General features: G+C 72.3%; 23 protein-coding genes. 19 read left to right on the top strand and 4 right to left on the bottom strand.

Features of this window, described 5'->3' with window-relative positions:
- Positions 1–59: 59 nt before the first annotated feature.
- Complete coding sequence (locus ACIBNE_RS26490) at positions 60–1,289, bottom strand: DUF349 domain-containing protein (RefSeq protein WP_399275688.1); 1,230 nt, start codon at positions 1,287–1,289, stop codon at positions 60–62.
- Positions 1,290–1,492: 203 nt separating this feature from the next.
- Positions 1,493–2,290 (bottom strand): peptidylprolyl isomerase, encoded by a 798-nt coding sequence (locus ACIBNE_RS26485; RefSeq protein ID WP_399275686.1) that lies wholly within the window; start codon positions 2,288–2,290, stop codon positions 1,493–1,495.
- 151 nt (positions 2,291–2,441) lie between these two features.
- Between ACIBNE_RS26485 and ACIBNE_RS26480 the strand changes: the two genes are divergently transcribed.
- The 5 genes from ACIBNE_RS26480 (at position 2,442) to ACIBNE_RS26460 (ending at position 8,097) form a co-directional block, all read left to right on the top strand.
- Positions 2,442–3,134: an MBL fold metallo-hydrolase gene (locus tag ACIBNE_RS26480; protein ID WP_399275684.1), complete on the top strand. Its 693-nt coding sequence runs from the start codon at positions 2,442–2,444 to the stop codon at positions 3,132–3,134.
- Between the two features lie 10 nt (positions 3,135–3,144).
- Positions 3,145–4,407, top strand: coding sequence for a histidine--tRNA ligase (gene hisS, locus ACIBNE_RS26475; protein WP_399275682.1), 1,263 nt, complete (start codon positions 3,145–3,147; stop codon positions 4,405–4,407).
- A gap of 109 nt (positions 4,408–4,516) precedes the next feature.
- Entirely contained in the window at positions 4,517–5,926 is a 1,410-nt protein-coding gene (locus tag ACIBNE_RS26470; RefSeq protein WP_399275680.1) for a protein kinase, read from the top strand.
- Positions 5,927–6,062: 136 nt separating this feature from the next.
- Positions 6,063–6,695, top strand: a complete 633-nt coding sequence (locus ACIBNE_RS26465; protein WP_399275678.1) for a vitamin K epoxide reductase family protein — start codon at positions 6,063–6,065, stop codon at positions 6,693–6,695.
- A 46-nt stretch (positions 6,696–6,741) separates the two neighbouring features.
- Complete coding sequence (locus ACIBNE_RS26460) at positions 6,742–8,097, top strand: replication-associated recombination protein A (RefSeq protein WP_399275676.1); 1,356 nt, start codon at positions 6,742–6,744, stop codon at positions 8,095–8,097.
- A gap of 126 nt (positions 8,098–8,223) precedes the next feature.
- Here the strand turns inward: ACIBNE_RS26460 and ACIBNE_RS26455 are convergent, their stop codons facing one another.
- Positions 8,224–8,919: a DUF2470 domain-containing protein gene (locus ACIBNE_RS26455; protein ID WP_399275674.1), complete on the bottom strand. Its 696-nt coding sequence runs from the start codon at positions 8,917–8,919 to the stop codon at positions 8,224–8,226.
- A 201-nt stretch (positions 8,920–9,120) separates the two neighbouring features.
- Between ACIBNE_RS26455 and rpsD the strand changes: the two genes are divergently transcribed.
- Positions 9,121–9,735 (top strand): 30S ribosomal protein S4, encoded by a 615-nt coding sequence (gene rpsD, locus ACIBNE_RS26450; RefSeq protein ID WP_399275672.1) that lies wholly within the window; start codon positions 9,121–9,123, stop codon positions 9,733–9,735.
- Between the two features lie 125 nt (positions 9,736–9,860).
- Here the strand turns inward: rpsD and ACIBNE_RS26445 are convergent, their stop codons facing one another.
- Positions 9,861–12,014, bottom strand: a complete 2,154-nt coding sequence (locus ACIBNE_RS26445; RefSeq protein ID WP_399275670.1) for an ATP-binding protein — start codon at positions 12,012–12,014, stop codon at positions 9,861–9,863.
- 152 nt (positions 12,015–12,166) lie between these two features.
- Between ACIBNE_RS26445 and ACIBNE_RS26440 the strand changes: the two genes are divergently transcribed.
- The 13 genes from ACIBNE_RS26440 to efp all read left to right on the top strand — a co-directional run bounded on the left by ACIBNE_RS26440 (position 12,167) and on the right by efp (position 24,988).
- Positions 12,167–12,601 carry a DUF948 domain-containing protein gene (locus tag ACIBNE_RS26440; protein WP_399275668.1) on the top strand — a complete coding sequence of 145 codons (435 nt, stop codon included), beginning with the start codon at positions 12,167–12,169 and terminating at the stop codon, positions 12,599–12,601.
- Between the two features lie 7 nt (positions 12,602–12,608).
- Positions 12,609–12,944: a hypothetical protein gene (locus tag ACIBNE_RS26435; RefSeq protein WP_399275666.1), complete on the top strand. Its 336-nt coding sequence runs from the start codon at positions 12,609–12,611 to the stop codon at positions 12,942–12,944.
- Positions 12,944–15,613, top strand: a complete 2,670-nt coding sequence (alaS, locus tag ACIBNE_RS26430) for an alanine--tRNA ligase (RefSeq protein ID WP_399275664.1) — start codon at positions 12,944–12,946, stop codon at positions 15,611–15,613. Before ACIBNE_RS26435 ends, alaS begins: the two co-directional genes overlap by 1 nt.
- The gene (ruvX, locus tag ACIBNE_RS26425) at positions 15,613–16,077 is read left to right on the top strand and encodes a Holliday junction resolvase RuvX (RefSeq protein ID WP_399275662.1); all 465 of its coding nucleotides are present in this window, start codon (positions 15,613–15,615) and stop codon (positions 16,075–16,077) included. Before alaS ends, ruvX begins: the two co-directional genes overlap by 1 nt.
- Positions 16,078–16,180: 103 nt before the next feature.
- Complete coding sequence (gene mltG, locus ACIBNE_RS26420) at positions 16,181–17,947, top strand: endolytic transglycosylase MltG (RefSeq protein ID WP_399275660.1); 1,767 nt, start codon at positions 16,181–16,183, stop codon at positions 17,945–17,947.
- The gene (locus ACIBNE_RS26415) at positions 17,940–18,773 is read left to right on the top strand and encodes a shikimate dehydrogenase (protein ID WP_399275658.1); all 834 of its coding nucleotides are present in this window, start codon (positions 17,940–17,942) and stop codon (positions 18,771–18,773) included. The genes mltG and ACIBNE_RS26415 overlap by 8 nt, the downstream gene beginning before the upstream one ends.
- A 199-nt stretch (positions 18,774–18,972) precedes the next feature.
- Positions 18,973–20,157, top strand: a complete 1,185-nt coding sequence (gene aroC / locus ACIBNE_RS26410) for a chorismate synthase (RefSeq protein WP_399275656.1) — start codon at positions 18,973–18,975, stop codon at positions 20,155–20,157.
- Positions 20,154–20,669: a shikimate kinase gene (locus tag ACIBNE_RS26405; protein ID WP_399275654.1), complete on the top strand. Its 516-nt coding sequence runs from the start codon at positions 20,154–20,156 to the stop codon at positions 20,667–20,669. The genes aroC and ACIBNE_RS26405 overlap by 4 nt, the downstream gene beginning before the upstream one ends.
- A complete protein-coding gene (gene aroB / locus ACIBNE_RS26400) occupies positions 20,666–21,760 on the top strand; it encodes a 3-dehydroquinate synthase (protein WP_399275652.1) in 1,095 nt (364 codons plus the stop codon). Before ACIBNE_RS26405 ends, aroB begins: the two co-directional genes overlap by 4 nt.
- Positions 21,757–22,197: a type II 3-dehydroquinate dehydratase gene (gene aroQ, locus ACIBNE_RS26395; protein ID WP_399275650.1), complete on the top strand. Its 441-nt coding sequence runs from the start codon at positions 21,757–21,759 to the stop codon at positions 22,195–22,197. The genes aroB and aroQ overlap by 4 nt, the downstream gene beginning before the upstream one ends.
- 108 nt (positions 22,198–22,305) lie before the next feature.
- The gene (locus tag ACIBNE_RS26390) at positions 22,306–23,181 is read left to right on the top strand and encodes an AAA family ATPase (protein WP_399275648.1); all 876 of its coding nucleotides are present in this window, start codon (positions 22,306–22,308) and stop codon (positions 23,179–23,181) included.
- Between the two features lie 80 nt (positions 23,182–23,261).
- Positions 23,262–24,377, top strand: coding sequence for a M24 family metallopeptidase (locus ACIBNE_RS26385; protein ID WP_399275646.1), 1,116 nt, complete (start codon positions 23,262–23,264; stop codon positions 24,375–24,377).
- A gap of 44 nt (positions 24,378–24,421) precedes the next feature.
- Positions 24,422–24,988, top strand: a complete 567-nt coding sequence (gene efp, locus ACIBNE_RS26380) for an elongation factor P (RefSeq protein WP_399275644.1) — start codon at positions 24,422–24,424, stop codon at positions 24,986–24,988.

Below are 24,988 nucleotides of genomic sequence, written 5' to 3'. Positions count from 1 at the left end.
GGAGAAGGGCCCCGGCACCAGGTGCCGGGGCCCTTCTCCACGCGTACGGAACCAGCGGATCAGCCGCCGAACTCCTCCAGGCCCTTCAGCGCCTGGTCCAGCAGCGCCTGACGGCCCTCAAGCTCCTTGGCGAGCTTGTCGGCCCTGGCGTTGTTGCCCGCGGCGCGCGCCTGGTCGATCTGGCCGCGCAGCTTGTCGACGGCCGCCTGGAGCTGACCGGTGAGACCCGCGGCACGCGCACGCGCCTCCGGGTTCGTCCGGCGCCACTCGGCCTCCTCCTGCTCCTGGATGGCCCGCTCCACCGCGTGCATCCGGCCCTCGACCTTCGGGCGGGCGTCGCGCGGCACGTGGCCGATGGCCTCCCAGCGCTCGTTGATGGAGCGGAAGGCGGCCCGCGCCGCCTTCAGGTCCGCCACCGGGACGAGCTTCTCGGCCTCGGCCGCCAGCTCCTCCTTGAGCTTCAGGTTCTCGCCCTGCTCGGCGTCCCGCTCCGCGAAGACCCCGCTGCGCGCCGCGAAGAACACGTCCTGGGCGCCGCGGAAGCGGTTCCACAGGTCGTCCTCGTGCTCGCGCTGGGCGCGGCCCGCCGCCTTCCAGTCCGCCATCAGCTCGCGGTACCTGGCCGCCGTCGCGCCCCAGTCCGTTGAGTTCGACAGCGACTCGGCCTCGGCGACCAGCTTCTCCTTCGCCTTGCGGGCGTCCTCGCGCTGCGCGTCCAGCGAGGCGAAGTGCGCCTTGCGGCGCTTGGAGAACGCCGAGCGGGCGTGCGAGAAGCGGTGCCACAGCTCGTCGTCGGACTTGCGGTCGAGCCGGGGGAGCCCCTTCCAGGTGTCCACCAGGGCCCGCAGCCGCTCGCCCGCCGAGCGCCACTGCTCGCTCTGCGCCAGCTCCTCGGCCTCGACGACCAGCGCCTCCTTGGCGGCCCGCGCCTCGTCGGTCTGCTTGGCCTTCTGCGCCTTGCGCTCCTCGCGCCGCGAATCGACGGTCGTGACGAGCGTGTCGAGACGGCCGCGCAGCGCCTGAAGGTCACCGACGACGTGGTGCTCGTCGACCTGCTTGCGGATGTGATCGATCGCGGTCGTCGCGTCCTTGGCCGAGAGGTCGGTGGTCTTCACCCGCTTTTCGAGGAGGCCGATCTCGACGACCAAGCCCTCGTACTTGCGCTCGAAGTAGGCCAGGGCCTCCTCGGGAGAGCCGGCCTGCCACGATCCGACGACCTTCTCGCCATCGGCAGTACGCACGTACACGGTGCCCGTCTCGTCGACGCGGCCCCACGGGTCGCTGCTCACAGCGCCTCCTCCACATGATGCCTGCGAGGGGTGGCCCCCCGGGCATCGTCCACAGTTTCCGAGGGCGGGGCTGTACCCGCCCTGCACAACGCCAATCTAGGCGACCGGCGGCCCGGCTGTCCGCACTCAGCGCGGCCGAAATTCTCCGGTCGTCCGCAGCTCGGCCACCGGTCAGCCCGTCGCGGGGCGCTCCGGCGCCCCGGTCAGGACTTCGCGACCGTGGCCTTCGTGATCGTCACCGGCTTCTTGGGCGGGCCGTCCGTGCCGCCGCCCTTGACGCCGTCGGCCGCCAGGTCCTTCAGCGCCTTCAGGCTCGCCGCGTCCATCGTCCCGAACGGCGTGTACGTGGGCGGCAGCTTGCTGTCCTTGTACACCAGGAAGAACTGGCTGCCGCCGGAGTCCGGCTGCCCGGTGTTGGCCATCGCGACCGTGCCCGCCGGGTAGGTCACCGTGCCGTCCGCGCCCGCCTTGCCCAGGCCCGTCAGGTTCTCGTCGGGGATGTTGTAGCCGGGGCCGCCCGAGCCGGTGCCCTGCGGGTCGCCGCACTGGAGCACGGAGAGGCCGGGGGAGGCGGTGAGGCGGTGGCACTTCGTGCTGTCGAAGTAGCCCTTGTCCGCGAGCGCCTTGAAGGAGTTGACCGTGCGCGGGGTCTTCGCCGCGTCCATCGCGAACGAGACGTCGCCCCGGTCGGTCTTGAGCGCCATCGTGTACTTCGACTTCTGGTCGACGGCCATCGCGGGCTCCGGGGACTTCTTCTCCTCGGGCGGCGTCGCCGACGGGCTGTCCCGCACGGTCGACTCGTCGGCCGTCTTCTTCTCGTCGTCCCCGCCGAACGCTCCCGCGGCGGCCGCCGCGGCCCCCGCCGCCAGGACGACGGCGAGCGCGGACGCGACGACCGCGTTGCGGCGCTTCGCCTTCTTCCGGGCTGCCTCGCGACGCTGCTGCTGCCGCTCGAACTTCTCCTTGGCGAGCTGCCGCCGCCGCTGATCGTTGCTGACCACCGGGTCTTCTCCTTGTACGTCGTGTGATCCCGACCGGCCGGGATGACCCGTACCGTATATGGGTTACCTGTGAAAAGAGGAGCGCCGGTAGGCTCTGAACCGCCGCGGCGAACCGCCGCGGCCTCCCGTCGGACGCATATTAAGGACGATCGTGCTCATTGCCGGGTTTCCCGCCGGGGCCTGGGGGACCAACTGCTACCTGGTCGCCCCCGCCGCAGGCGAGGAGTGCGTGATCATCGACCCGGGCCACCAGGCCGCCCAGGGAGTCGAGGACGCGCTCAGGAAGCATCGGCTCAAGCCCGTTGCCGTGGTCCTCACCCACGGGCACATCGACCACGTCGCCTCGGTCGTCCCGGTCTGCGGGGCCCACGACGTCCCCGCCTGGATCCACCCCGCCGACCGCTACATGATGAGCGACCCCGAGAAGGCGCTCGGCAGGTCCATCGGCATGCCCCTGATGGGCGAGCTGACCGTGGGGGAGCCGGACGACGTCAAGGAGCTGGCCGACGGCGCGGAGCTGAGCCTGGCCGGGCTCGACTTCTCCGTCGCGCACGCCCCGGGCCATACCAAGGGGTCGGTGACCTTCAGGATGCCCGAGACGGCCGAGATCCCCTCGGTCTTCTTCTCCGGGGACCTGTTGTTCGCCGGCTCCGTCGGACGCACCGACCTGCCCGGCGGCTCCCACGCCGAGATGCTCGAATCGCTGGCCCGCGTGTGCCTGCCGCTCGACGACTCGACCGTGGTGCTGTCCGGCCACGGCCCCCAGACGACCATCGGCCAGGAGCGCGCCACCAACCCGTACCTGCGGGACCTGGGCGCGCCCGCCCCCCGACGAGGAATGTGACGTTTTTCCGTTGAGTACCTTCCAGGCCCCCAAGGGCACCTACGACCTGCTGCCGCCCGTCTCCGCGACCTACCTCGCGGTCCGCGAGGCCATCGCGGCCCCCCTCAAGAACTCCGGCTACGGCTACGTCGAGACCCCCGGCTTCGAGAACGTCGAGCTGTTCGCGCGCGGCGTCGGCGAGTCCACCGACATCGTCACCAAGGAGATGTACGCCTTCGAGACCAAGGGCGGCGACCGGCTCGCGCTGCGCCCCGAGGGCACCGCGTCCGTGCTGCGCGCCGCCCTGGAGGCCAACCTCCACAAGGCCGGCAACCTCCCCGTCAAGCTCTGGTACTCCGGCTCGTACTACCGCTACGAGCGCCCGCAGAAGGGCCGCTACCGCCACTTCTCGCAGGTCGGCGCCGAGGCCATCGGCGCCGAGGACCCCGCGCTGGACGCCGAGCTGATCATCCTCGCCGACCAGGCGTACCGCTCGCTGGGCCTGTCGCAGTTCCGCATCCTGCTGAACTCGCTGGGCGACAAGGAGTGCCGCCCCGTCTACCGCGAGGCGCTCCAGGGCTTCCTGCGCGGCCTCGACCTCGACGAGGAGACGCTGCGCCGCGCCGAGATCAACCCGCTGCGCGTCCTCGACGACAAGCGCGCCGACGTCCAGAAGCAGCTCGTCGGCGCCCCGGTGCTGCGCGACTACCTGTGCGACGGCTGCAAGGCGTACCACGAGGAGGTGCGCGCCCTGCTCCAGGCGGCGGGCGTCGCCTTCGAGGACGACACCAAGCTGGTGCGCGGCCTCGACTACTACACCCGCACCACCTTCGAGTTCGTCCACGACGGCCTCGGCTCGCAGTCCGCGGTCGGCGGCGGCGGCCGCTACGACGGCCTCTCCGAGATGATCGGCGGCCCCGCGCTGCCCTCGGTCGGCTGGGCGCTCGGCGTGGACCGCACGGTGCTGGCCCTGGAGGCGGAGGGCGTCGAGCTGGACGTCCCGGCCGCGACCAGCGTGTACGCGGTGCCGCTCGGCGAGGAGGCGCGGCGCGTGCTCTTCGGCGTGGTCACGCGGCTGCGCAAGGAGGGCGTCGCCACCGATTTCTCCTTCGGCGGCAAGGGCCTCAAGGGCGCGATGAAGAACGCCAACCGCAGCGGCGCGCGGTACGCGCTCGTCGCGGGCGAGCGCGACCTCGCCGAGGGCGTCGTCCAGCTCAAGGACATGGAGTCCGGCGAGCAGGAGTCCGTCGCGCTGGACGCGGTCGTCGAGGCGGTACGGGCCAAACTGGCCTGAGCGGTAATCGAACGCGGGGCCCGGGGCGCGGGAAAACGCCCCGGGCCCTTCCGTTTGGCCGACCAGGAGCGGTTCAGTAGGGGCATCGACACTCGGGGGGAGGTGCGGGATGTCCGCATTGGGGGTGGGCGCCGAACTGCGGAACGGGCGCTACGTACTGGACGCCGTGCAGGGCGAGGGCGGCATGGCCACCGTCTACCGGGCGCGGGACACGGCGCTGGGCAGAACCGTCGCCATCAAGGTCATGAGCGGCGCCCTCGGCGGGGACGAGTCCTTCGGGCGCCGCTTCCAGCGCGAGGCCAGAACGGTCGCGGCGCTCAGCCATCCGCACGTGGTGGCCGTCCACGACATCGGCGAGCACGAGGTGCCGGGCGGGGTCCCGGTCCCGTACCTCGTCATGGAGTTCGTCGAGGGCGAGTCGCTGCGCGAGCGGCTGGTGCGCGGACCCGTCTCCTACGACGAGGCGCTGCGCATCACCCGCGAGGTGCTGGCGGCGCTCTCGGCCAGCCACGCCAAGGGCATCGTGCACCGCGACGTGAAGCCCGCCAACGTGATGCTGGGCGAGGGCGGCTCCTGCAAGGTGATGGACTTCGGCATCGCGCGTGCCGTCGAGGCGGTGGGGACGCACCTGACCAGGACGGGACTGGTCATCGGGACCGTGCCGTACATGGCGCCCGAGCAGGCGATGGGCGCGGCCGTCGACACCAGGACCGACCTCTACTCGGTGGGCGTCATGCTCTTCGAGCTGCTCAGCGGACGGCTGCCCTTCCCCGACGACTCCATCCCCACCCTGCTCTACAAGCACGTCCACGAACCCCCGCCGAGCCTCGCGTCGATCGGCGCCCCGCACTCCGGGGCCCGGCTGGCCGTCGTCCAGCCCGTCCTGGACCGGGCCCTGGCCAAGGCGCCGGACGAGCGGTACGCGGACGCGGCGGCGATGCGGGCGGCGCTCGCGCCCGGCGGCCTGCACGCGGCGCCCACCCGCACGGCCGCGGCGCCGCCCCTGCGGCCCCCGGCCCCGCGCGGCTTCCCCGCGGAGGCCGGCCCGCCGCCCCCGCCGGGGGGCGTCAACCCGCCCCGCCCCCAGCTCCCGCCGCAGCAGTGGCACCGGGCCGCGGCGGGGCCGCCCGCACCACGGGCCCGGCCCGTCCGGGCTCCGGGCGGACGGGCCCCGGGCGGGCGGGCGCGGGCGTCGTCCGCCGGGTCACAGGGGTACGGGCCGCTGCTCGCGCCGCCCGGACCGCCGTACGCACGGCGCTCGCTCTGGGCGGCGCTCGCCGTGGTCGCCTTCTACGTCGGCGTCGCCCTGACCCACGACAACGGCTCGTCGAGCACGCGCAGGGCCATCAACGACGCCGCTCCCTTCCTGCTGGCGTCGCTCACGGCGATCGCGCTGGCCGGAGTCGTGTTCGCGGTGCGCGGGCTGATCAGGGTCGGACCCGGCGGACGGTTCCTGGCGTTCTTGGGACTGCTCCTCAACGCGTTGCTGACGGTCTATCTGGTGCTGCGCCAGGGATGAGCGGCGGGCCCGCTCGAGCAGCGGACCCGCACGCTCCGCCGACCGGATCTCCTTATGTCCATCGAACGGTGGAATGACAGGTCCGTACGGCACAATGACCCCTGCCCAGCTGGCTTCGAACTGATGGAACGGCGATATGACGACTGCGGCGGTAGACGAAGTGTCCTCCGAGGCGGGGGAGGGGAACGCGGACCGGTTCGGAGCGAGCCGGGCCTTCGCGATCCTGCTGATGATCACGGGCGCGGCGGGCCTCCTCGCCGCCTGGGTGATCACCATTGACAAGTTCAAGCTGCTCGAAGACCCGAACTTCACCCCGGGCTGCAGCCTGAACCCCATCGTTTCCTGCGGCAACATCATGAAGAGCGAGCAGGCGTCGGCGTTCGGCTTCCCGAACCCGATGCTCGGCCTCATCACCTACTCCGCGGTGATCGCCATCGGCGTGACCCTGCTGACGGGCGCCCGCTTCGCGCGCTGGTACTGGCTGACCTTCAACGCGGGCACGCTCTTCGGCGTGGGCTTCTGCACCTGGCTCATGTACCAGTCGCTGTACAACATCAACTCGCTCTGCCTGTGGTGCTGCCTCGCCTGGGTCGCCACGATCTTCATGTTCTGGTACGTGACGGCCTTCAACGTGCGCAACGGGATCCTGCCCGCGCCCGGCTGGCTGCGCGGCTTCCTCGCGGAGTTCCCCTGGGTGCTCCCGGTCCTGCACATCGGCGTGATCGGCATGCTGATCCTGACCCGCTGGTGGGACTTCTGGACCAGCTGACCGCCGGGGCGGGCGGTGTCGGTGCCCTGACTTAGGGTGGGTCGACGTGGAGCCCGATCTCTTTACCGCAGCAGCCGAAGACCGCCAGGAGAAGGATCCGTCTAGCAGCCCCCTGGCGGTCCGGATGCGCCCGCGCACCCTCGACGAGGTCGTCGGCCAGCAGCACCTGCTGAAGCCGGGCTCGCCGCTGCGGCGGCTGGTGGGCGACGGGCAGGGCTCGGGCAACCGGGCCGGGGCCTCGTCGGTGATCCTCTGGGGCCCGCCCGGCATCGGCAAGACGACCTTGGCGTACGTGGTCTCCAAGGCGACCGACAAGCGCTTCGTGGAGCTCTCCGCGATCACCGCGGGCGTCAAGGAGGTCCGCGCGGTCATCGACGGCGCCCGGCGCGCGGTCGGCGGGTACGGCAAGGAGACCGTCCTCTTCCTCGACGAGATCCACCGCTTCTCCAAGGCCCAGCAGGACTCGCTGCTCCCGGCGGTCGAGAACCGCTGGGTCACGCTCATCGCGGCGACGACCGAGAACCCGTACTTCTCCGTCATCTCCCCCCTCCTCTCCCGCTCGCTGCTCCTCACCCTGGAGCCGCTGACCGACGAGGACCTCAGCGGACTGCTGGCGCGGGCCCTCGCCGAGGAGCGCGGCCTGGGCGGCGCGGTCTCGCTCCCGGCGGACGCCGAGGAGCACCTGCTGCGCATCGCGGGCGGCGACGCGCGCCGGGCGCTGACCGCCCTGGAGGCCGCGGCGGGCGCGGCCATCTCCAAGGGCGAGGCGGAGATCACGCTCCAGACCCTGGAGGAGACCGTCGACAGGGCGGCGGTGAAGTACGACAGGGACGGCGACCAGCACTACGACGTGGCGAGCGCCCTGATCAAGTCGATCCGCGGCTCGGACGTGGACGCGGCGCTGCACTACCTGGCGCGGATGATCGAGGCGGGGGAGGACCCGCGCTTCATCGCGCGGCGCCTGATGATCTCGGCGAGCGAGGACATCGGCCTCGCGGACCCCACGGCGCTGCCCACGGCGGTCGCGGCCGCGCAGGCGGTCGCCATGATCGGCTTCCCCGAGGCGGCGCTGACCCTCTCGCACGCGACGATCACGCTGGCCCTCGCGCCGAAGTCGAACGCGGCGACGACCGCGATCGCGGCGGCTCGGGCCGACGTGCGGGGCGGCCTGGCCGGCCCGGTCCCCGCGCACCTGCGGGACGGCCACTACAAGGGCGCGGCGAAGCTGGGCCACGCACAGGGGTACGTCTATCCGCACGACGTCCCGGGCGGGATCGCCGCCCAGCAGTACGCCCCGGACGAGATCCACGGCAGGCGCTACTACGAGCCGACGCGCTACGGCGCCGAGGCGAGGTACGCGGACGTCGTGGAGAACGTGCGCAAGCGGCTGAGCGGGGAGTGAGCGCCGAGCGGGGAGCGGAGAGTGAGCGGGGAGCAGTGAGGCGGCGCGGCTCAGGTCGTCCGGATCCGCGCGGTGACTGTCCGGTCGCGGTCCCCCGTCGTGCGGCCGCGACCCGCGCCGCCGGTGCTACTCGGCCGCCGCGGCGAAGAGCGCGTGCATCGCCCGGCGCAGCCCGTACACGTCGCGCACCGGCTCGGGGAAGTCGAACCGCGCGTCGAAGCCGCCCGGCCCGGCCCGGCCCTCCCCGCTGAACCGCACGCGCAGCCCGAACCGGTCGAGCGCCAGCGGCGTCACCCGCTCCACGGGCCCGCGCGCCGCGCCGACCAGCCCGCACAGCGCCCGCACCTGCTCGCCGTGCACGGAGTGCAGGTGCTGGAGCAGCTCGGCCTCGTGCTCCACGAGCGGGTCGGGCGAGGCCGCGGCGAACTCCTCGGGCTCGACGGTCGCCGTGCCCCACAGGTCGTCGAGGCTCACCTCGTCGACCTCCAGGCGCACCAGCATCCGCCCCGGCTCGGCCATGCCGGGCACGCAGGTGATCCAGCCGGAGACCCAGGCGCGGCCGCGGATGCGGTGGGGGACGGCGACCGGGGCGACGTCGGTGATCTCCAGCACGGCCGTGACCTCGTCGTCCTGGGCGTGCGTCGCGGCCCGTACGACCGGTGAATCCACGGGGAAGACGAGGAACAGCTCGCCCTCGGGACCGACGGTCCTGATGTCGGGCATCAGCTGCTCGGGGCGTGCGCCGACCACTCCGGTGACGAGCAGTACGGATGAGCAGGTACTCTGTACGAGAGTTCGTGTGCGCTCGGCTGCTGACGGCATCCGTGCGATTTCAAGTCCGCTGGGACGCGGCTGACCACGATCTGATCGGACCTCCGTCGCGTCGACGCCATTGGCAGCATTGTCTGCAGCGTCGGCCTTCTTCGTGCTGTCCGTGACGTGACTGGTGTTCCCCGGACGAGACATGCGATCTCCTTGAGTAAGGTGAGCCTAACCTAACCCAACCATGGAGGTTTGGAGAACGTGCCTAACCAGTCGCGTCCCAAGGTCAAGAAGTCTCGTGCGCTCGGCATCGCGCTGACGCCGAAGGCCGTCAAGTACTTCGAGGCCCGTCCGTACCCGCCGGGCGAGCACGGCCGTGGCCGCAAGCAGAACTCGGACTACAAGGTCCGTCTGCTGGAGAAGCAGCGTCTGCGCGCGCAGTACGACATCAGCGAGAAGCAGATGGCCCGCGCCTACGACCGCGCCAAGAAGGCCGAGGGCAAGACGGGCGAGGCGCTCGTCGTCGAGCTGGAGCGTCGCCTCGACGCCCTGGTGCTGCGTTCGGGCATCGCCCGCACGATCTACCAGGCCCGTCAGATGGTCGTCCACGGCCACATCGAGGTCAACGGCGGCAAGGTCGACAAGCCGTCCTTCCGCGTGCGCCCCGACGACGTCGTGACCGTCCGCGAGCGCAGCCGCGCGAAGCACCCCTTCCAGGTCGCCCGCGAGGGTGGCTACGCCCTTGACGGTGAGACCCCGCGCTACCTCCAGGTGAACCTGAAGGCCCTGGCCTTCCGCCTGGACCGCGACCCGAACCGCAAGGAGATCCCGGTCATCTGCGACGAGCAGCTGGTCGTCGAGTACTACGCCCGCTGATCCAGCGAGCGCGAGCACTCCTCCGCGCCCCGGCCCGCCGCCCCGCTCCGCAAGGAGGGGGCGGCGGGCCGCCGCGTTCTCCAGGGTGGCCGGATGTGTACGGTCGCGGCGCCCGGCGGGCCCCGTCAGCCGCTGCGCTCCTCCAGGGCGGCGTCCGCCGAAGGCCCCTGCGGTCTGCCGGGACCCGGCTCGGCGGACGGTCCCGGCACCGCGCTCCCGGGGCGGCCCGCCACCGCATCCCCGCCCAGCGCCCGCGCCACCGCCGCGTCCAGGTCCAGCGCGGCCCCCTCGCGCCGGCACTCCTCGTAGGCCGCGTCGCCCAGCGCCTCGCGGGCCCGCTCCTCGCACAGCGCGTGCGGCCCGTTGTAGTACGCCGAGCCGAACAGCGGCAGCCCCACCGAGGGCCAGATCGCCCCGGCCGCGCCCTGGAGCACCGCGGCCCCCGCCGGATCGCCCTCCGTCAGCGTGACGAGACCCAGCAGCTCCAGCGCCAGCACCGAACCCAGCAGGTCGTGGAAGGCGTGGTCGATGCGCAGGCACTCGGCCAGCAGCTCCCGCGCCCCCGCGTTGTCCTCCCGCGTCCAGGCCGCGTAGGCCAGCACGTACAGCGCGTACGCCAGGGCCCAGCGCTCCCCGTGGTCCTCGCAGACCTCCCGCGCCTCCTCGCAGATCGCCACCGCCTCGTCCAGCGCGCCCCGGAAGGCCACCGCCATCGCCAGCTCGATCTGCGCCATCAGCACGTTGCTGTTGAGCTCGCCGATCTCCCCGTACCGCTCCAGGGCCTCCCGCAGGAGCGTTTCCGCACGCTCCATGTCGTCGGTGACCAGCGCCAGACAGCCGGTGCGGTGCACGGCGTACGCGGCCGCCGCCGCGTCGCCCGTGCGGTCCGCGCCCTCCCGGCACTCCTGGAGCGCGGCCAGCGCGGGCACCGCGTCCCCCTGGAGCACCGCCACGTAGCCGAGCACCCACAGCGCCTTGAGCCGCACCGCCTCGTGCCCGGCCGCCACGGGCTCCAGCGCGTGCAGCACGTGCTCCAGCCAGTGCCGCCCCTCGGCGAGGCGCCCGCACCCGGCCCAGTAGAACCAGAGCGTGCCCGCCAGGTGCTGCGCCAGGTGCGCCTCGCCCTCGCACTGCAACGAGCACTCCATGGCCTGGCGGAGGTTGGGCAGCGCGCTGTCGATCCGCGCCGCCACCTCGGCCTGCCGGGGGCTGAACCACTCCAGCTCGCACCAGGTCGCCAGGCCCAGGTACCAGTCGCGGTGGCGCCGCCGCAGCCGCTCGGCGTCCCCGGCGGCCTCCAGCCACTCGGCGCCGTACTCCCTGACCGTGTCCAGCAGGCGGTAGCGGATGCCCGCCGCCGAGTCCTCGCGGAGCACCACCGACTGCGCCAGCAGCTCGTCGAGCAGGTCGAGCACGGAGTCGGCGGCCAGCCCCGTGCCCCCGCAGACGTACTCCGCCGCCTCCAGGTCGAAGGGCCCGGCGAAGACCGAGAGCCGCGCCCACAGCAGCCGCTGGCCCCGCGTGCACAGCTCGTGGCTCCAGCCGATCGCGGTGCGCAGCGTCTGGTGGCGCGGCAGCGCGCCCCTGTGCCCGCCGGTCAGCAGCCGGAAGCGGTCGCCGATGCGGTGCAGCACCTGCTCGACGGAGAGCGTGCGCAGCCGCCCCGCCGCCAGCTCCAGGGCGAGCGGGATGCCGTCGAGGCGGCGGCAGAGCTCCAGCACGGCGGCCCGGTTCGCGTCGTCGAGCCGGAAGTCGGGCGACGCCGAAGCCGCGCGGTCGGCCAGCAGCAGTACGGCGTCGGCGTCGCCCATCGGCGGCAGCGGGGCCACCAGCTCGCCCGCCAGGCGCAGCGGCCTGCGCCCGGCGGCGAGCACCCGCAGCCCGGGGGAGCGGAGCAGCAGTTCCCGCACCAGCTCGGCGCAGGCGTCGACGACCTGCTCGAAGCCGTCGACGACGAGCAGCAGCCGGCGGTCCGCGAGGTGCTCGGCCAGGGCGCTGCGCGGCGGCCTGCTGGTGTGGTCGGTCAGGCCGAGCGCCTCCGCCAGCGCGTGCTCCAGCAGCCCCGGTTCGCGGACCATCGAGAGGTCGGCGAGCCGCACCCCGTCGCAGAAGCGTTTCTGCGCAGTGGCCGCGACCTGGGCGACACAGCGGGACTTGCCCACCCCGCCCACTCCGACGACGGTGACCAGCCGGGACTCGTCGAGCTGCCGCTCCAGACGGGCCACTTCGGCCTCGCGTCCCACGAACCGGCTCAACTCCGCCGGCAGATTGCATCGCATGGGACACGGAGCGTACCGATCCGTACGCACTCCGTACAATCCTCCCGCCGAAGTCCCCTCCCGCGCGGCCGCAATCCGGTTCGGGGCGCGACGCCGGGCGCGATAGGGTCGGGGGACGACTTATCTGTGACCTTCAACGATGGCGGTGCGACGTGTCCGGTGGAGAGGTGGCCGGGATTCTCGTGGCCGTCTTCTGGGCGATCCTGGTCTCGTTCCTCGCCGTGGTGCTGGTGAGGCTGTCCCAGACGCTCAGGGCGACCACCAAGCTGGTGTCCGACGTGACCGAGCAGGCCGTTCCCCTGCTCTCCGACGCCTCGGCCACCGTGCGCTCCGCGCAGACGCAGCTCGACAAGGTCGACGCCATCGCGACGGACGTCCAGGAAGTCACATCGAACGCCTCCGCCCTCTCCACCACGGTCGCGTCGACCTTCGGTGGCCCGCTGGTCAAGGTCGCTGCCTTCGGCTACGGCGTGCGCAGGGCGATGGGGCGCAACAAGACCGAAGTGCCGGAGCCCACGACGCGTCGTACCGTGATCGTCGGCCGCACCGTGCCGTCCGCGCGGCGGCGGCAGAAGCGGAGAGGTTGACCCTTCCATGTTCCGCCGTATTTTCTGGTTCACCGCAGGCGCGGCCACCGGAGTGTGGGCCACCACCAAGGTGAACCGCAAGCTGAAGCAGCTCGCGCCCGAGAGCCTGGCCGCGCAGGCCGCGGACAAGGCCGTCGAGACCGGCCACCGGCTCAAGGACTTCGCGCTCGACGTCCGCGCGGGAATGCTCCAGCGCGAGGCGGAGTTGGGAGAGGCACTGGGGCTGGAGGCGCCGGTGGAGCCCGCGGAGCTGCCGTCGCAGCACCGCAGGGCCATCGCCCAGCGCGTCACCTACCTCCAGCAGATCAACTACACGAACAACCACCGGAATGAGGACCACTGATGGAGTCGGCTGAAATTCGTCGCCGCTGGCTGAGCTTCTTCGAGGAGCGCGGTCACACCGTCGTCCCTTCGGCGTCGCTCATCGCGGACGACCCGACTCTGCTTCTGGTCCCCGCGGGCATGGTGCCCTTCAAGCCGTACTTCCTCGGTGAGGTCAAGCCGCCCGCCCCGCGCGTCACCAGCGTGCAGAAGTGCGTGCGCACGCCGGACATCGAAGAGGTCGGCAAGACCACCCGCCACGGCACGTTCTTCCAGATGTGCGGCAACTTCTCCTTCGGCGACTACTTCAAGGAAGGCGCCATCAAGCTCGCCTGGGAGCTGCTCACCAGCTCCGTGGCGGACGGCGGCTTCGGCCTCGACCCCGAGCGCCTGTGGATCACGGTCTACCTCGACGACGACGAGGCCGAGCGGATCTGGCACGAGGTGGTCGGCGTGCCCAAGGAGCGCATCCAGCGCCTGGGCAAGAAGGACAACTTCTGGTCCATGGGCGTCCCCGGACCCTGCGGCCCCTGCTCGGAGATCAACTACGACCGCGGCCCCGAGTTCGGCGTCGAGGGCGGCCCGGCCGTCAACGACGAGCGGTACGTGGAGATCTGGAACCTGGTCTTCATGCAGTACGAGCGCGGCGCGGGCGACGGCAAGGAGGACTTCCCGATCCTGGGCGACCTCCCCTCGAAGAACATCGACACGGGCCTCGGCCTGGAGCGCCTGGCGATGATCCTCCAGGGCGTGCAGAACATGTACGAGACGGACACGCTGCGCGTCGTCATGGACAAGGCCACCGAGCTGACCGGCGTGCGCTACGGCGCCGAGCACGGCTCCGACGTCTCGCTGCGCGTGGTCGCCGACCACATCCGCACCTCCACGATGCTCATCGGCGACGGCGTCACCCCGGGCAACGAGGGCCGCGGCTACGTGCTGCGCCGCATCATGCGCCGCGCCATCCGCAACATGCGCCTGATGGGCGCCACGGGCCCGGTCGTCCAGGACCTGATCGGCGTCGTGATCGACACGATGGGTCAGCAGTACCCGGAGCTGGTGACCGACCGCAAGCGGATCGAGACCGTCGCGCTCGCCGAAGAGGCCGCCTTCCTCAAGGCCCTCAAGGGCGGCACGAACATCCTCGACACCGCCGTCACCGAGACCAAGGCCGCAGGCGGCAAGGTCCTCGCCGGCGACAAGGCGTTCCTGCTCCACGACACCTGGGGCTTCCCGATCGACCTCACCCTGGAGATGGCCGCCGAACAGGGCCTGTCGGTGGACGAGGACGGCTTCCGCCGCCTGATGAAGGAGCAGCGGGACCGCGCCAAGGCCGACGCCCGCGCCAAGAAGACCGGTCACGCCGACCTGTCCGCCTACCGCGAGGTCGCCGACAACTCCGGCGCCACGGACTTCACCGGCTACGTCTCCACCGAGGGCGAGTCCACCATCGTGGGCCTGCTCGTCGACGGCGTCTCCTCCCCGGCCGCCTCCGAGGGCGACGAGGTCGAGGTCGTCCTGGACCGCACCCCCTTCTACGCCGAGGGCGGCGGCCAGATCGCCGACCAGGGCCGCATCAGGCTCGACACCGGTGCCGTCATCGAGGTCCGCGACGTGCAGAAGCCGGTCCCCGGCGTGCACGTCCACAAGGGCGTCGTCCAGGTCGGCGAGGTGACGGTGGGCGCCTCCGCGTACGCCGCCATCGACGTCAAGCGCCGCCGCGCCATCGCCCGCGCCCACAGCGCCACGCACCTCACGCACCAGGCGCTGCGCGACGCGCTCGGCCCGACGGCCGCCCAGGCCGGTTCGGAGAACCAGCCCGGCCGCTTCCGCTTCGACTTCGGCTCGCCCAACGCCGTGCCCGGCTCGGTCATGGTCGACGTCGAGCAGCGGATCAACGACGTGCTCTCGCGCGAACTGGACGTCCAGGCCGAGGTCATGTCGCTGGACGAGGCCAAGAAGTCCGGCGCCATCGCGGAGTTCGGCGAGAAGTACGGCGAGCGCGTGCGCGTCGTGACCATCGGCGACTTCTCCAAGGAGCTCTGCGGCGGCACGCACGTCGGCAACACCGCCCAGCTCGGCCTGGTCAAGCTGCTCGGCGAGTCGTCCATCGGCTCCGGCGTGCGCCGCATCGAGGCCCTCGTGGGCGTCGACGCGTACAACTTCCTCGCCAAGGAGCACACGGTCGTCGCCCAGCTCCAGGAGCTGGTCAAGGGCCGTCCCGAGGAGCTGCCCGAGAAGATCGCCTCGATGCTCGGCAAGCTGAAGGACGCCGAGAAGGAGATCGAGAAGTTCCGCGCGGAGAAGGTGCTCGCCGCCGCCGCCGGGCTGGTCGAGGGCGCCAAGGACGTGCGGGGCGTCGCCCTGGTCACCGGCCAGGTCCCGGACGGCACCTCCGCCGACGACCTGCGCAAGCTGGTCCTCGACGTGCGCGGCCGCATCCAGGGCGACCGCCCGGCCGTCGTCGCCCTGTTCACCACGGCGAACGGCCGCCCGCTGACCGTGATCGCCACCAACGAGGCCGCGCGCGAGCGCGGGCTCAAGGCCGGTGACCTGGTCCGCACCGCCGCCAAGACCCTCGGCGGCGGTGGCGGCGGCAAGCCGGACGTCGCCCAGGGCGGCGGCCAGAACCCGGAGGCCGTCGGCGAGGCCATCGCCGCCGTCGAGCGACTGGTCGGAGAGACCGCCTGATGCGACGGGGCCGCCGCCTCGCGATCGACGTCGGGGACGCCCGGATCGGGGTCGCCTCGTGCGACCCCGACGGGGTCCTCGCGACGCCGGTGGAGACCGTGCCGGGACGTGACGTCCCGGCCGCCCACCGGCGGCTCAAGCAGATCGTCGACGAGTACGAACCGATCGAGATCGTCGTCGGGCTCCCCCGCTCCCTCAACGGGGGCGAGGGGCCCGCGGCGGCCAAGGTCAGGGCGTTCGCCCAGGTCCTGGCGAACGCCGTCGCACCGGTGTCCGTACGACTGGTGGACGAGAGGATGACCACAGTGACGGCCAGCCAGGGGCTGCGTGCTTCGGGCGTGAAGTCCAAAAAGGGCCGTTCGTTCATCGACCAGGCTGCCGCTGTGGTGATCCTCCAGAACGCTCTGGAGTCCGAACGGGCGTCAGGCACCGCTCCTGGCGAGGGCGTCGAAGTGGTCATCTGATCGCGATACGGTAACGTTCCGCGCGATGTGGCGGCGTTCGAACAGCTGCCGCACTCCAAAGAGGTGGAACGTCAATACCGCCTCGCGGACTCGTAGGGGATCGATGACTGAGTATGGCCGGGGCCCCGGCTCCGAACCGTGGCACCCCGAGGACCCGCTCTACGGGGACCAGGGGTGGGGAGGGCAGCAGCCGCAGCACGGCCAGAATCAGCCCGGTCAGCAGCAGTACGGCCAGCACCAGCAGCAGTACGGCCAGAACGAGTACGGAGCCCAGCAGCAGTACGGCGACCAGCAGGGGTACCCGCAGCAGGCGCAGTACGGAAACCAGCCGGATCCGTACCAGTCCGATCCGTACCAGCAGGACCCGTACCAGCAGGACCCCTACGGCCAGCAGCAGTACGGCGACGGGAACGGCGGCTGGGACACCGGCCAGCAGCACGCCATGCCGTACGGCGTCAACGCCGCCGACCCCTACGCCGACCAGCAGGCGAACGCCGGGTACGGCCCCGAGGCCGACTACTACAGCACCCCCGAGGCGTACCCGCCGCCGCAGCCCCCGGGCCGCCGCGCCGCCGCCCCCGAGCAGACCGAGTGGGAGCCCGAGGCCGAGGCCGACGACCACCCGTTCTTCTCCGACGGCGAGGACGGCGCCGCGGGCGAGGGCCGCGCGGCCCGCCGGGCCGCGAGCCGCGCCGGGGCCCGCCGCGACGACGGCGACGAGGACCTCGACGACGCCGACCACGAGCGCACGGACTCCCGCAGGGGCGGCCGGGGCCGGACCAAGAAGCAGAAGAAGGGCCGCAGCGGCGTCGCCTGCCTGTTCATCGCGGTGGTGCTCGTCGGCGGAGTGGGCGGCGTCGGCTACTTCGGCTACCAGTTCTGGCAGGACAAGTTCGGTGCGCCCGAGGACTACGCGGGCGAGGGAAGCGGCTCCGTCGAGATCGAGATCCCCAAGAACGCGGGCGGCTACGAGATCGGCAACATCCTCGTACGCAACGGCGTGGTGAAGAGCCAGGGGGCTTTCGTCGCCGCGCAGAACAGCCACGAGAAGGGCAAGTTCGTCCAGGAGGGCACGTACGTCCTGAAGAAGGGGATGTCCGCGCAGAGCGCCCTGGCACTGATGCTCGACCCGAAGAGCCGCAGCAACTTCATGGTCACCCCGGGCCAGCGCAACATCAAGGTCTACGCCGCGATGGACAAGCGCCTCGGCCTCAAGGCGGGCACCACGGCCGGCGTCGCCCGCAGCAAGGCCGGGAGCCTGGGACTGCCCGACTGGGCGGGCGACAACCCCAAGATCAAGGACCCGCTGGAGGGCTTCCTCCACCCCGGCACGTACGCGGCGACCAAGGGCGCCAAGCCCGAGGACATCCTCAAGAAGATGGTCGCCCAGGCCACCGCCGCCTACGAGAAGGCGGGCTTCCAGGAGAAGTACAAGGCGCTCAAGCTCGACAGCCCCTTCGACCTGGTCATCATCGCCAGCCTCGTGGAGGCCGAGGGCAAGTCGCACGACGACTTCCGGAAGATGTCCGAGGTCGCCTACAACCGGCTCGCCTCGAAGACCAACGAGACCGTCGGCAAGCTCCAGTTCGACTCGACGTACAACTACCTCACGGGGCAGAGCAAGACCAAGATCAGCAACAAGGACGTCCAGGGCAACACGGACCCCTACAACACGTACCACTGGCAGGGGCTGCCGCCGGGTCCGATCGGCAACCCGGGCACCGACGCGATCAGTGCCACGCTCGACCCGACCGACGACGGCTGGATGTTCTTCATCTCGCTCGACGACAAGACCACGAAGTTCACCAAGACGCTCGCCGAGCACGAGAAGCTCAATGAGCAGCTCAGGGAGAAGCACGGCTTTGACTGACGTACAGCGCAGGGCCGCCGTCCTCGGCTCGCCCATCGCGCACTCGCTCTCGCCGGTCCTGCACCGGGCCGCGTACGCCGAACTCGGCCTGGCCGACTGGGAGTACGGCAGGCACGAGGTAGACGAGGCCGCGCTGCCCGGCTTCGTCGAAGCGCTCGACGCGAGCTGGGCCGGGCTCTCGCTCACCATGCCGCTCAAGCGCGCGGTCATCCCGCTGCTCGACGAGGTCAGCGAGACCGCCGCGTCCGTCGAGGCCGTCAACACGGTCGTGTTCACCGCCGAAGGCCGCAGGGTCGGCGACAACACCGACGTGCCCGGCATGATCGCGGCGCTGCGCGAGCGCGGCGTGCGGAAGGTGGAGTCCGCGGCCGTCCTCGGCGCGGGCGCCACCGCCTCCTCCGCGCTCGCCGCGCTCGCCCGGATCTGCGCGGGGCCCGTCACCGCGTACGTCCGCACGGCTGAGCGCGCCCGCGAGATGCGCACCTGGGGCGAACGGCTCGGCGTCGACGTGCGCACCGCCGACTGGGCGGACGCCGCCCGCGCCCTCGCGGCTCCCCTGGTCGTCGCCACCACCCCGGCCGGTGCCACCGACGCGCTCGCCGCCGAGGTGCCCGAGCGGCCCGGCACGCTCTTCGACGTGCTGTACGACCCCTGGCCCACCCCGCTCGCCGCCGCCTGGGCCGCGCGCGCCGGAGCCGTCGTGGGCGGCCTCGACCTGCTCGTCCACCAGGCCGTGCTCCAGGTCGAACAGATGACGGGCCGCGTGCCCGCGCCGCTCGCCGCGATGCGCGCGGCGGGGGAGGCGGCGCTCGCCGCCCGCCACTGACCCGGGTCCCCGCCCGCCCCGAGCCGTGCCGCACCGTGCTGCCCCGTGCTGCCCCGTCCCAAAGAGTGGCGCGGTCGTCCGCCTGCTGGACCGGCTGCCTGGAGCGCCCCCCGGACGTGGGAGGATCAGGGGGAGGCGGGCCAGGGCCGCGCACCCGGTCGCGCCGAAAGCAGTCGAGGCGCGAGCATGAGGAGCACCGTTGAGCAGGTTGCGCTGGCTGACCGCAGGGGAGTCGCACGGCCCCGCACTCGTGGCGACGCTGGAGGGTCTTCCCGCCGGTGTCCCGATCACCACGGAGATGGTCGCTGACCACCTCGCCCGGCGGCGCCTGGGCTATGGGCGCGGTGCCCGGATGAAGTTCGAACGCGACGAGGTGACCTTCCTCGGCGGCGTCCGCCACGGCCTCACCATGGGATCGCCGGTCGCGATCATGGTGGGCAACACCGAGTGGCCCAAGTGGGAGCAGGTCATGTCCGCCGACCCGGTGGACCCCGAGATCCTCGCCGACCTGGCCCGCAACGCCCCGCTGACCCGGCCGCGCCCCGGCCACGCCGACCTGGCGGGCATGCAGAAGTACGGCTTCGACGAGGCCCGCCCGATCCTGGAGCGCGCCTCCGCCCGCGAGACCGCCGCCCGCGTCGCGCTCGGCGCCGTCGCCCGCTCGTACCTCAAGGAGACCGCGGGCATCGAGATCGTCAGCCACGTCACCGAGCTGGCCGCGGCCAAGGCCCCGTACGGCGTCTACCCGACCCCGGCCGACGTCGAGAAGCTGGACGCCGACCCCGTGCGCTGCCTGGACGCCGACGCGTCGAAGGCGATGGTCGCCGAGATCGACCAGGCCCACAAGGACGGCGACACCCTCGGCGGCGTCGTCGAGGTCCTGGCGTACGGCGTCCCCGTGGGCCTCGGCTCGCACGTCCACTGGGACCGCCGCCTCGACGCCCGGCTCGCCGCCGCGCTCATGGGCATCCAGGCCATCAAGGGCGTCGAGGTCGGCGACGGCTTCGACCTCGCCCGGGTGCCGGGCTCCGAGGCCCACGACGAGATCGTGGCCACCGAGGACGGCGTCAGGCGCGCCACCGGCCGCTCCGGCGGCACCGAGGGCGGCCTGACCACCGGCGAACTGCTGCGGGTGCGCGCCGCGATGAAGCCCATCGCGACCGTGCCGCGCGCGCTGGCCACCATCGACGTCACCACCGGCGAGGCCGCCAAGGCCCACCACCAGCGCTCCGACGTGTGCGCGGTGCCCGCCGCCGGGATCGTCGCCGAGGCCATGGTCGCGCTCGTCCTCGCGGACGCCGTCGGCGAGAAGTTCGGCGGCGACAGCGTGGCCGAGACCCGGCGCAACGTCCGGTCGTACCTCGACAACCTGCACATCCGATGACGGCACCCGCCGTCGTGCTCGTCGGCCCGATGGGCGTCGGCAAGTCGACCGTGGGCGAACTGCTGGCCCAGCGCCTGGGCACCGCCTACCGCGACACCGACGCCGACGTGGAGGCCGCGGCGGGCAAGCCGATCGCGGAGATCTTCTTCGACGAGGGCGAGCCGCACTTCCGCGCGCTGGAGCGGGGCGCGGTGCGCACCGCCGTCGCCGAGCACGGCGGGGTGCTCGCCCTCGGCGGCGGCGCGGTCCTCGACGAGGGGACCCGCGCGCTCCTCGCCGACCTGCCCGTCGTCTACCTCTCGATGGACGTCGAGGAGGCCGTGCGCCGCGTCGGCCTCGGCGCCGCCCGCCCGCTGCTGGCCGTCAACCCGCGCCGGCAGTGGCGGGAGCTGATGGACGCCCGCCGCCATCTGTACGAAGAAGTGGCCCGCGCCGTCGTGGCCACCGACGACCGCACCCCCGAAGAGGTCGCCCAGGCGGTCCTCGACGCACTGGAGCTGAAGGACGCATGACCGAGCAGGCAGTCACCCGTATCCAGATCGCCGGAAGCGCTGGCACCGATCCGTACGAGGTGCTGATCGGCCACCAGCTGCTGGCCGAGCTGCCGGGGCTGATCGGCCCGCAGGCCAGGCGCGTCGCCGTGATCCACCCCGAGGCGCTGGCCGGGACCGGCGACGCGATCCGCGAGGACCTGGCGGCGCAGGGCTACGAGGCCATCGCCGTCCAGGTGCCCAACGCGGAGGAGGCCAAGACCGCCGAGGTCGCCGCCTACTGCTGGAAGGCGCTCGGCCAGACCGGCTTCACCCGCACCGACGTCGTCGTCGGCGTCGGCGGGGGAGCCACCACCGACCTCGCGGGCTTCGTCGCGGCCAGCTGGCTGCGCGGGGTGCGCTGGATCGCCGTGCCGACGACCGTGCTCGGCATGGTCGACGCCGCGGTCGGCGGCAAGACCGGCATCAACACCGCCGAGGGCAAGAACCTCGTCGGCGCCTTCCACCCGCCCGCCGGGGTCCTGTGCGACCTCGCGGCGCTCGCCTCGCTGCCCGTCAACGACTACGTGTCGGGCCTCGCCGAGGTCATCAAGGCCGGATTCATCGCCGACCCGGTGATCCTCGACCTGATCGAGGCCGACCCGGAGGGCGCCCGCGGCCCCGAAGGACCGCACACCGCCGAGCTGATCGAGCGGGCCGTCCGGGTCAAGGCCGGCGTGGTCTCCGACGACTTCAAGGAGGCGGGCCTCCGCGAGATCCTGAACTACGGCCACACCCTCGCCCACGCCATCGAGAAGAACGAGCGCTACAAGTGGCGCCACGGCGCCGCCGTCTCCATCGGCATGGTCTTCGCCGCCGAGCTGGGCCGCCTCGCGGGACGGCTCGACGACGCCACGGCCGAACGGCACGCGGCCGTCCTCAAGTCGGTGGGCCTGCCGCTCACCTACCGGGGCGACCAGTGGCCCAAGCTCCTGGAGACCATGAAGGTCGACAAGAAGTCCAGGGGCGACCGGCTGCGCTTCATCGTCCTGGACGGCCTGGGCAAGCCGACCGTACTCGAAGCGCCCGACCCGGCGATCCTGCTCGCCGCGTACGGAGAGGTGTCCGCGTGAGCCGCACGGTGTACGTACTCAACGGGCCGAACCTCGGCCGGCTGGGCTCGCGCGAGCCCGACGTGTACGGCTCCACCTCCTACGCGGGCCTCGTCGAGGCGTGCCGCAAGCTCGGCGCCGAGCTGGGCTTCGACGTGGACGTGCGGGAGACCAACGACGAGGGCGAGCTGATCCGCTGGCTCCACGAGGCGGCCGACGGCCGGATCCCGGTCGTCATCAACCCCGGCGCGTTCACGCACTACTCGTACGGCATGCGCGACGCGGCGGCCCAGCGCACGGCGCCGCTGATCGAGGTGCACATCTCCAATCCGTACGCGCGCGAGGAGTTCCGTCACAACTCCGTCATCGCCCCGGTGGCCAGCGGCACCGTCGCGGGCTTCGGCATCGGCTCGTACCTGCTGGCACTGCGGGCCCTCGCCGACGAACCGACCGGCTGAGGGGCACTCGGGCGACCCCCCGGCCGTTGTTCGAGCAACGGCCGGGGGAGGTACGGTGGCCGTTCGTTCAGGCTCAGTTGTCAGCAGTACGAGACGGAGTGGCACCGGATGCAGCACGGCGTCGCCGGCCCAGCACACCCGCACCCGGGGCACCCCGGGCATCCCCAGGTGCCCCAGGCTCCGCAGGCCCCCGGCTGGACCGGACAGGTCCCGCCGCACGGCCCCTTCCCCGCCACGCCGCCCGCGCCCCTCCCGCCCGCGCAGCTGCCCCCCGCCCCTCCCGCGCCCCTTCCTCCCGTCACCCCCGTCACCCCCGCACAGGGGGTTCCGGCCCCGCCCGCGCCGGACACCACGGGGCACGTCAGGCTGCCCCCCGGCGGCCCCGTGGCGATGCCGTCGCCGCCGCCCGTGGAGACCGGCACCGGCACGGCGACCCTGGCGGTCCTGCTGATCGGCCCCGCGGGCGCGGGCAAGACCACCGTCGCCCGGCACTGGGCGCAGCGCCGCAGGGTCCCCACGGCCCACATCAGCCTGGACGACGTGCGCGAATGGGTCTGCTCCGGCTTCGCCGACCCGCAGTCGGGCTGGAACGACAACTCCGAGGCGCAGTACCGGCTGGCCCGCCGCACCTGCGGCTTCGCCGCCCGCAACTTCCTGGCCAACGGCATCTCCTGCATCCTGGACGACGCCGTCTTCCCCGACCGGCCCGTGGTCGGCCTCGGCGGCTGGAAGCGGCACGTGGGTCCGGGACTGCTGCCCGTGGTGCTGCTGCCGGGACTGGAGATCGTCCTGGAGCGCAACGCCGAGCGCAGCGGCAACCGCAGGCTCACCGACGAGGAAGTGGCCCGTATCCACGGCCGGATGGCGGGCTGGTACGGCTCGGGGCTGCCGATCATCGACAACTCCGCGCTGGACGTGGAGGCCACCGCCCGCGTCCTGGACGACGTGCTGGCCCGGTCCATAGCGAGCCCGCCCGCCTGGTAGCCGCTCCGGGCGGGCCTCCTCTCACTCGTACGGTCCGGGCCCGCGTGCCCCGGGCCCCCGGGCCTGCCTAGCCTCGATCCATGTCAGAGGTGTACGCGGCCCGCCGTGGCCGGCTCCGTGACCGGTGCGCCGCCGCGGGCAGCGCGGCGGCCCTGGTCTCCCGCCCCGCCAACGTCCGCTACCTCGCGGGCGGAGCGCCCCCCGGCGCCGCGCTGCTGCTGGGCGCGGACGCCGAGGACGACGTCCTGCTCTGCCCGCGCCCGCCCGCGACCGGCCCCCTGGGGGGCGGCCGCATCGACGAGCGCCTGCGGCTGATGAACCTCGCGACGCCGGACGGCGACCCGGCCGTGGCCGCCGCCGACCTCGCGGCGGGCCGGGGCACCGAGTCCCTGGCCGTCGAGGAGCACGACCTGACCGTGGCGCGGCACCGCGCCATGCGCTCGGTCGCGCCCCGGCTGCGCCTGGCCGACCTCGCCTCCGCGGTCGAACAGCAGCGGATCGTCAAGGACGAGGAGGAGATCTCCTGTCTGCGCATCGCGGCGGAGATCACCGACCAGGCACTCGGCGAACTCCTCGAATCGATCCTGGTGGGCCGCACCGAACGGCACCTCGCACTGGAGCTGGAGCGCAGGCTCGTCGACCACGGCGCGGACGGCGCCGCCTTCCCGACCTCCGTCGGGACGGGGCCGAACTCCGGCAGGGGCGGCCACCGGCCGACGGACCGCCGCGTGGAGGAGGGCGACTTCCTCTCGGTCGGCCTGGGCGCCGACTACCGCGGCTACCGCTGCGAGATCGGCCGTACGTTCGTCATCGGGAGCGCTCCGGCCGACTGGCAGATCGAGCTGTACGACCTGGTGTTCGCCGCCCAGCGGGCGGGCCGGGAAGCCCTGTTCCCCGGCGTGGCCTGCCGCGACGTGGACCACGCGGCGCGCCAGCCACTGGTGGCCGCGGGGTACGGGGAAGGGCTCGTTCCGCGGGTCGGGCACGGGGTCGGACTCGAAATCGTCGAGGACCCGCAGCTCGCACCTGGTGCCATGGGTAAACTGGACGCTTGCGTGCCGGTCACCGTCGAACCGGGGGTCCACCTCCCGGGCCGGGGCGGTGTCCGGATCGATGACACGCTCGTCGTCCGCCCCGAGGCGGACGGCGGACCCGAGCTACTCACCATCACGACCAAGGAGCTGCTCGCGCTCTGACGCGCGGCCTAGGTCGTCGACCAAGTCCAGGAGATTCCGCAACCGTGGCTTCCACGAACGACCTCAAGAACGGCATGGTGCTCAAGCTCGAAGGCGGCCAGCTCTGGTCCGTCGTCGAGTTCCAGCACGTCAAGCCCGGCAAGGGCCCGGCCTTCGTGCGCACCAAGCTGAAGAGCGTGATGTCCGGCAAGGTCGTCGACAAGACGTTCAACGCCGGCACCAAGGTCGAGACGGCCACCATCGACCGTCGCGACATGCAGTTCTCGTACATGGACGGCGACTACTTCGTCTTCATGGACATGGAGACCTACGACCAGCTGATGGTCGACCGCAAGTCCGTCGGCGACACCGCCAACTTCCTGATCGAGGGCTTCACGGCCTCCGTCGCGCAGCACGAGGGCGAGGTGCTCTACGTCGAGCTCCCGGCCGCCGTCGAGCTGACGATCCAGGAGACCGAGCCGGGCGTGCAGGGCGACCGCTCCACCGGCGGCACCAAGCCCGCCACCCTGGAGACCGGCCACCAGATCCAGGTCCCGCTCTTCATCACCACCGGTGAGAAGATCAAGGTCGACACCCGCACGAGCGACTACCTCGGCCGGGTGAACAGCTAA

It is taken from the genome of Streptomyces sp. NPDC050504 (genome assembly GCF_044458065.1).
GTDB lineage: Bacteria > Actinomycetota > Actinomycetes > Streptomycetales > Streptomycetaceae > Streptomyces.
This window is presented reverse-complemented; position numbering and strand designations above follow the sequence as displayed.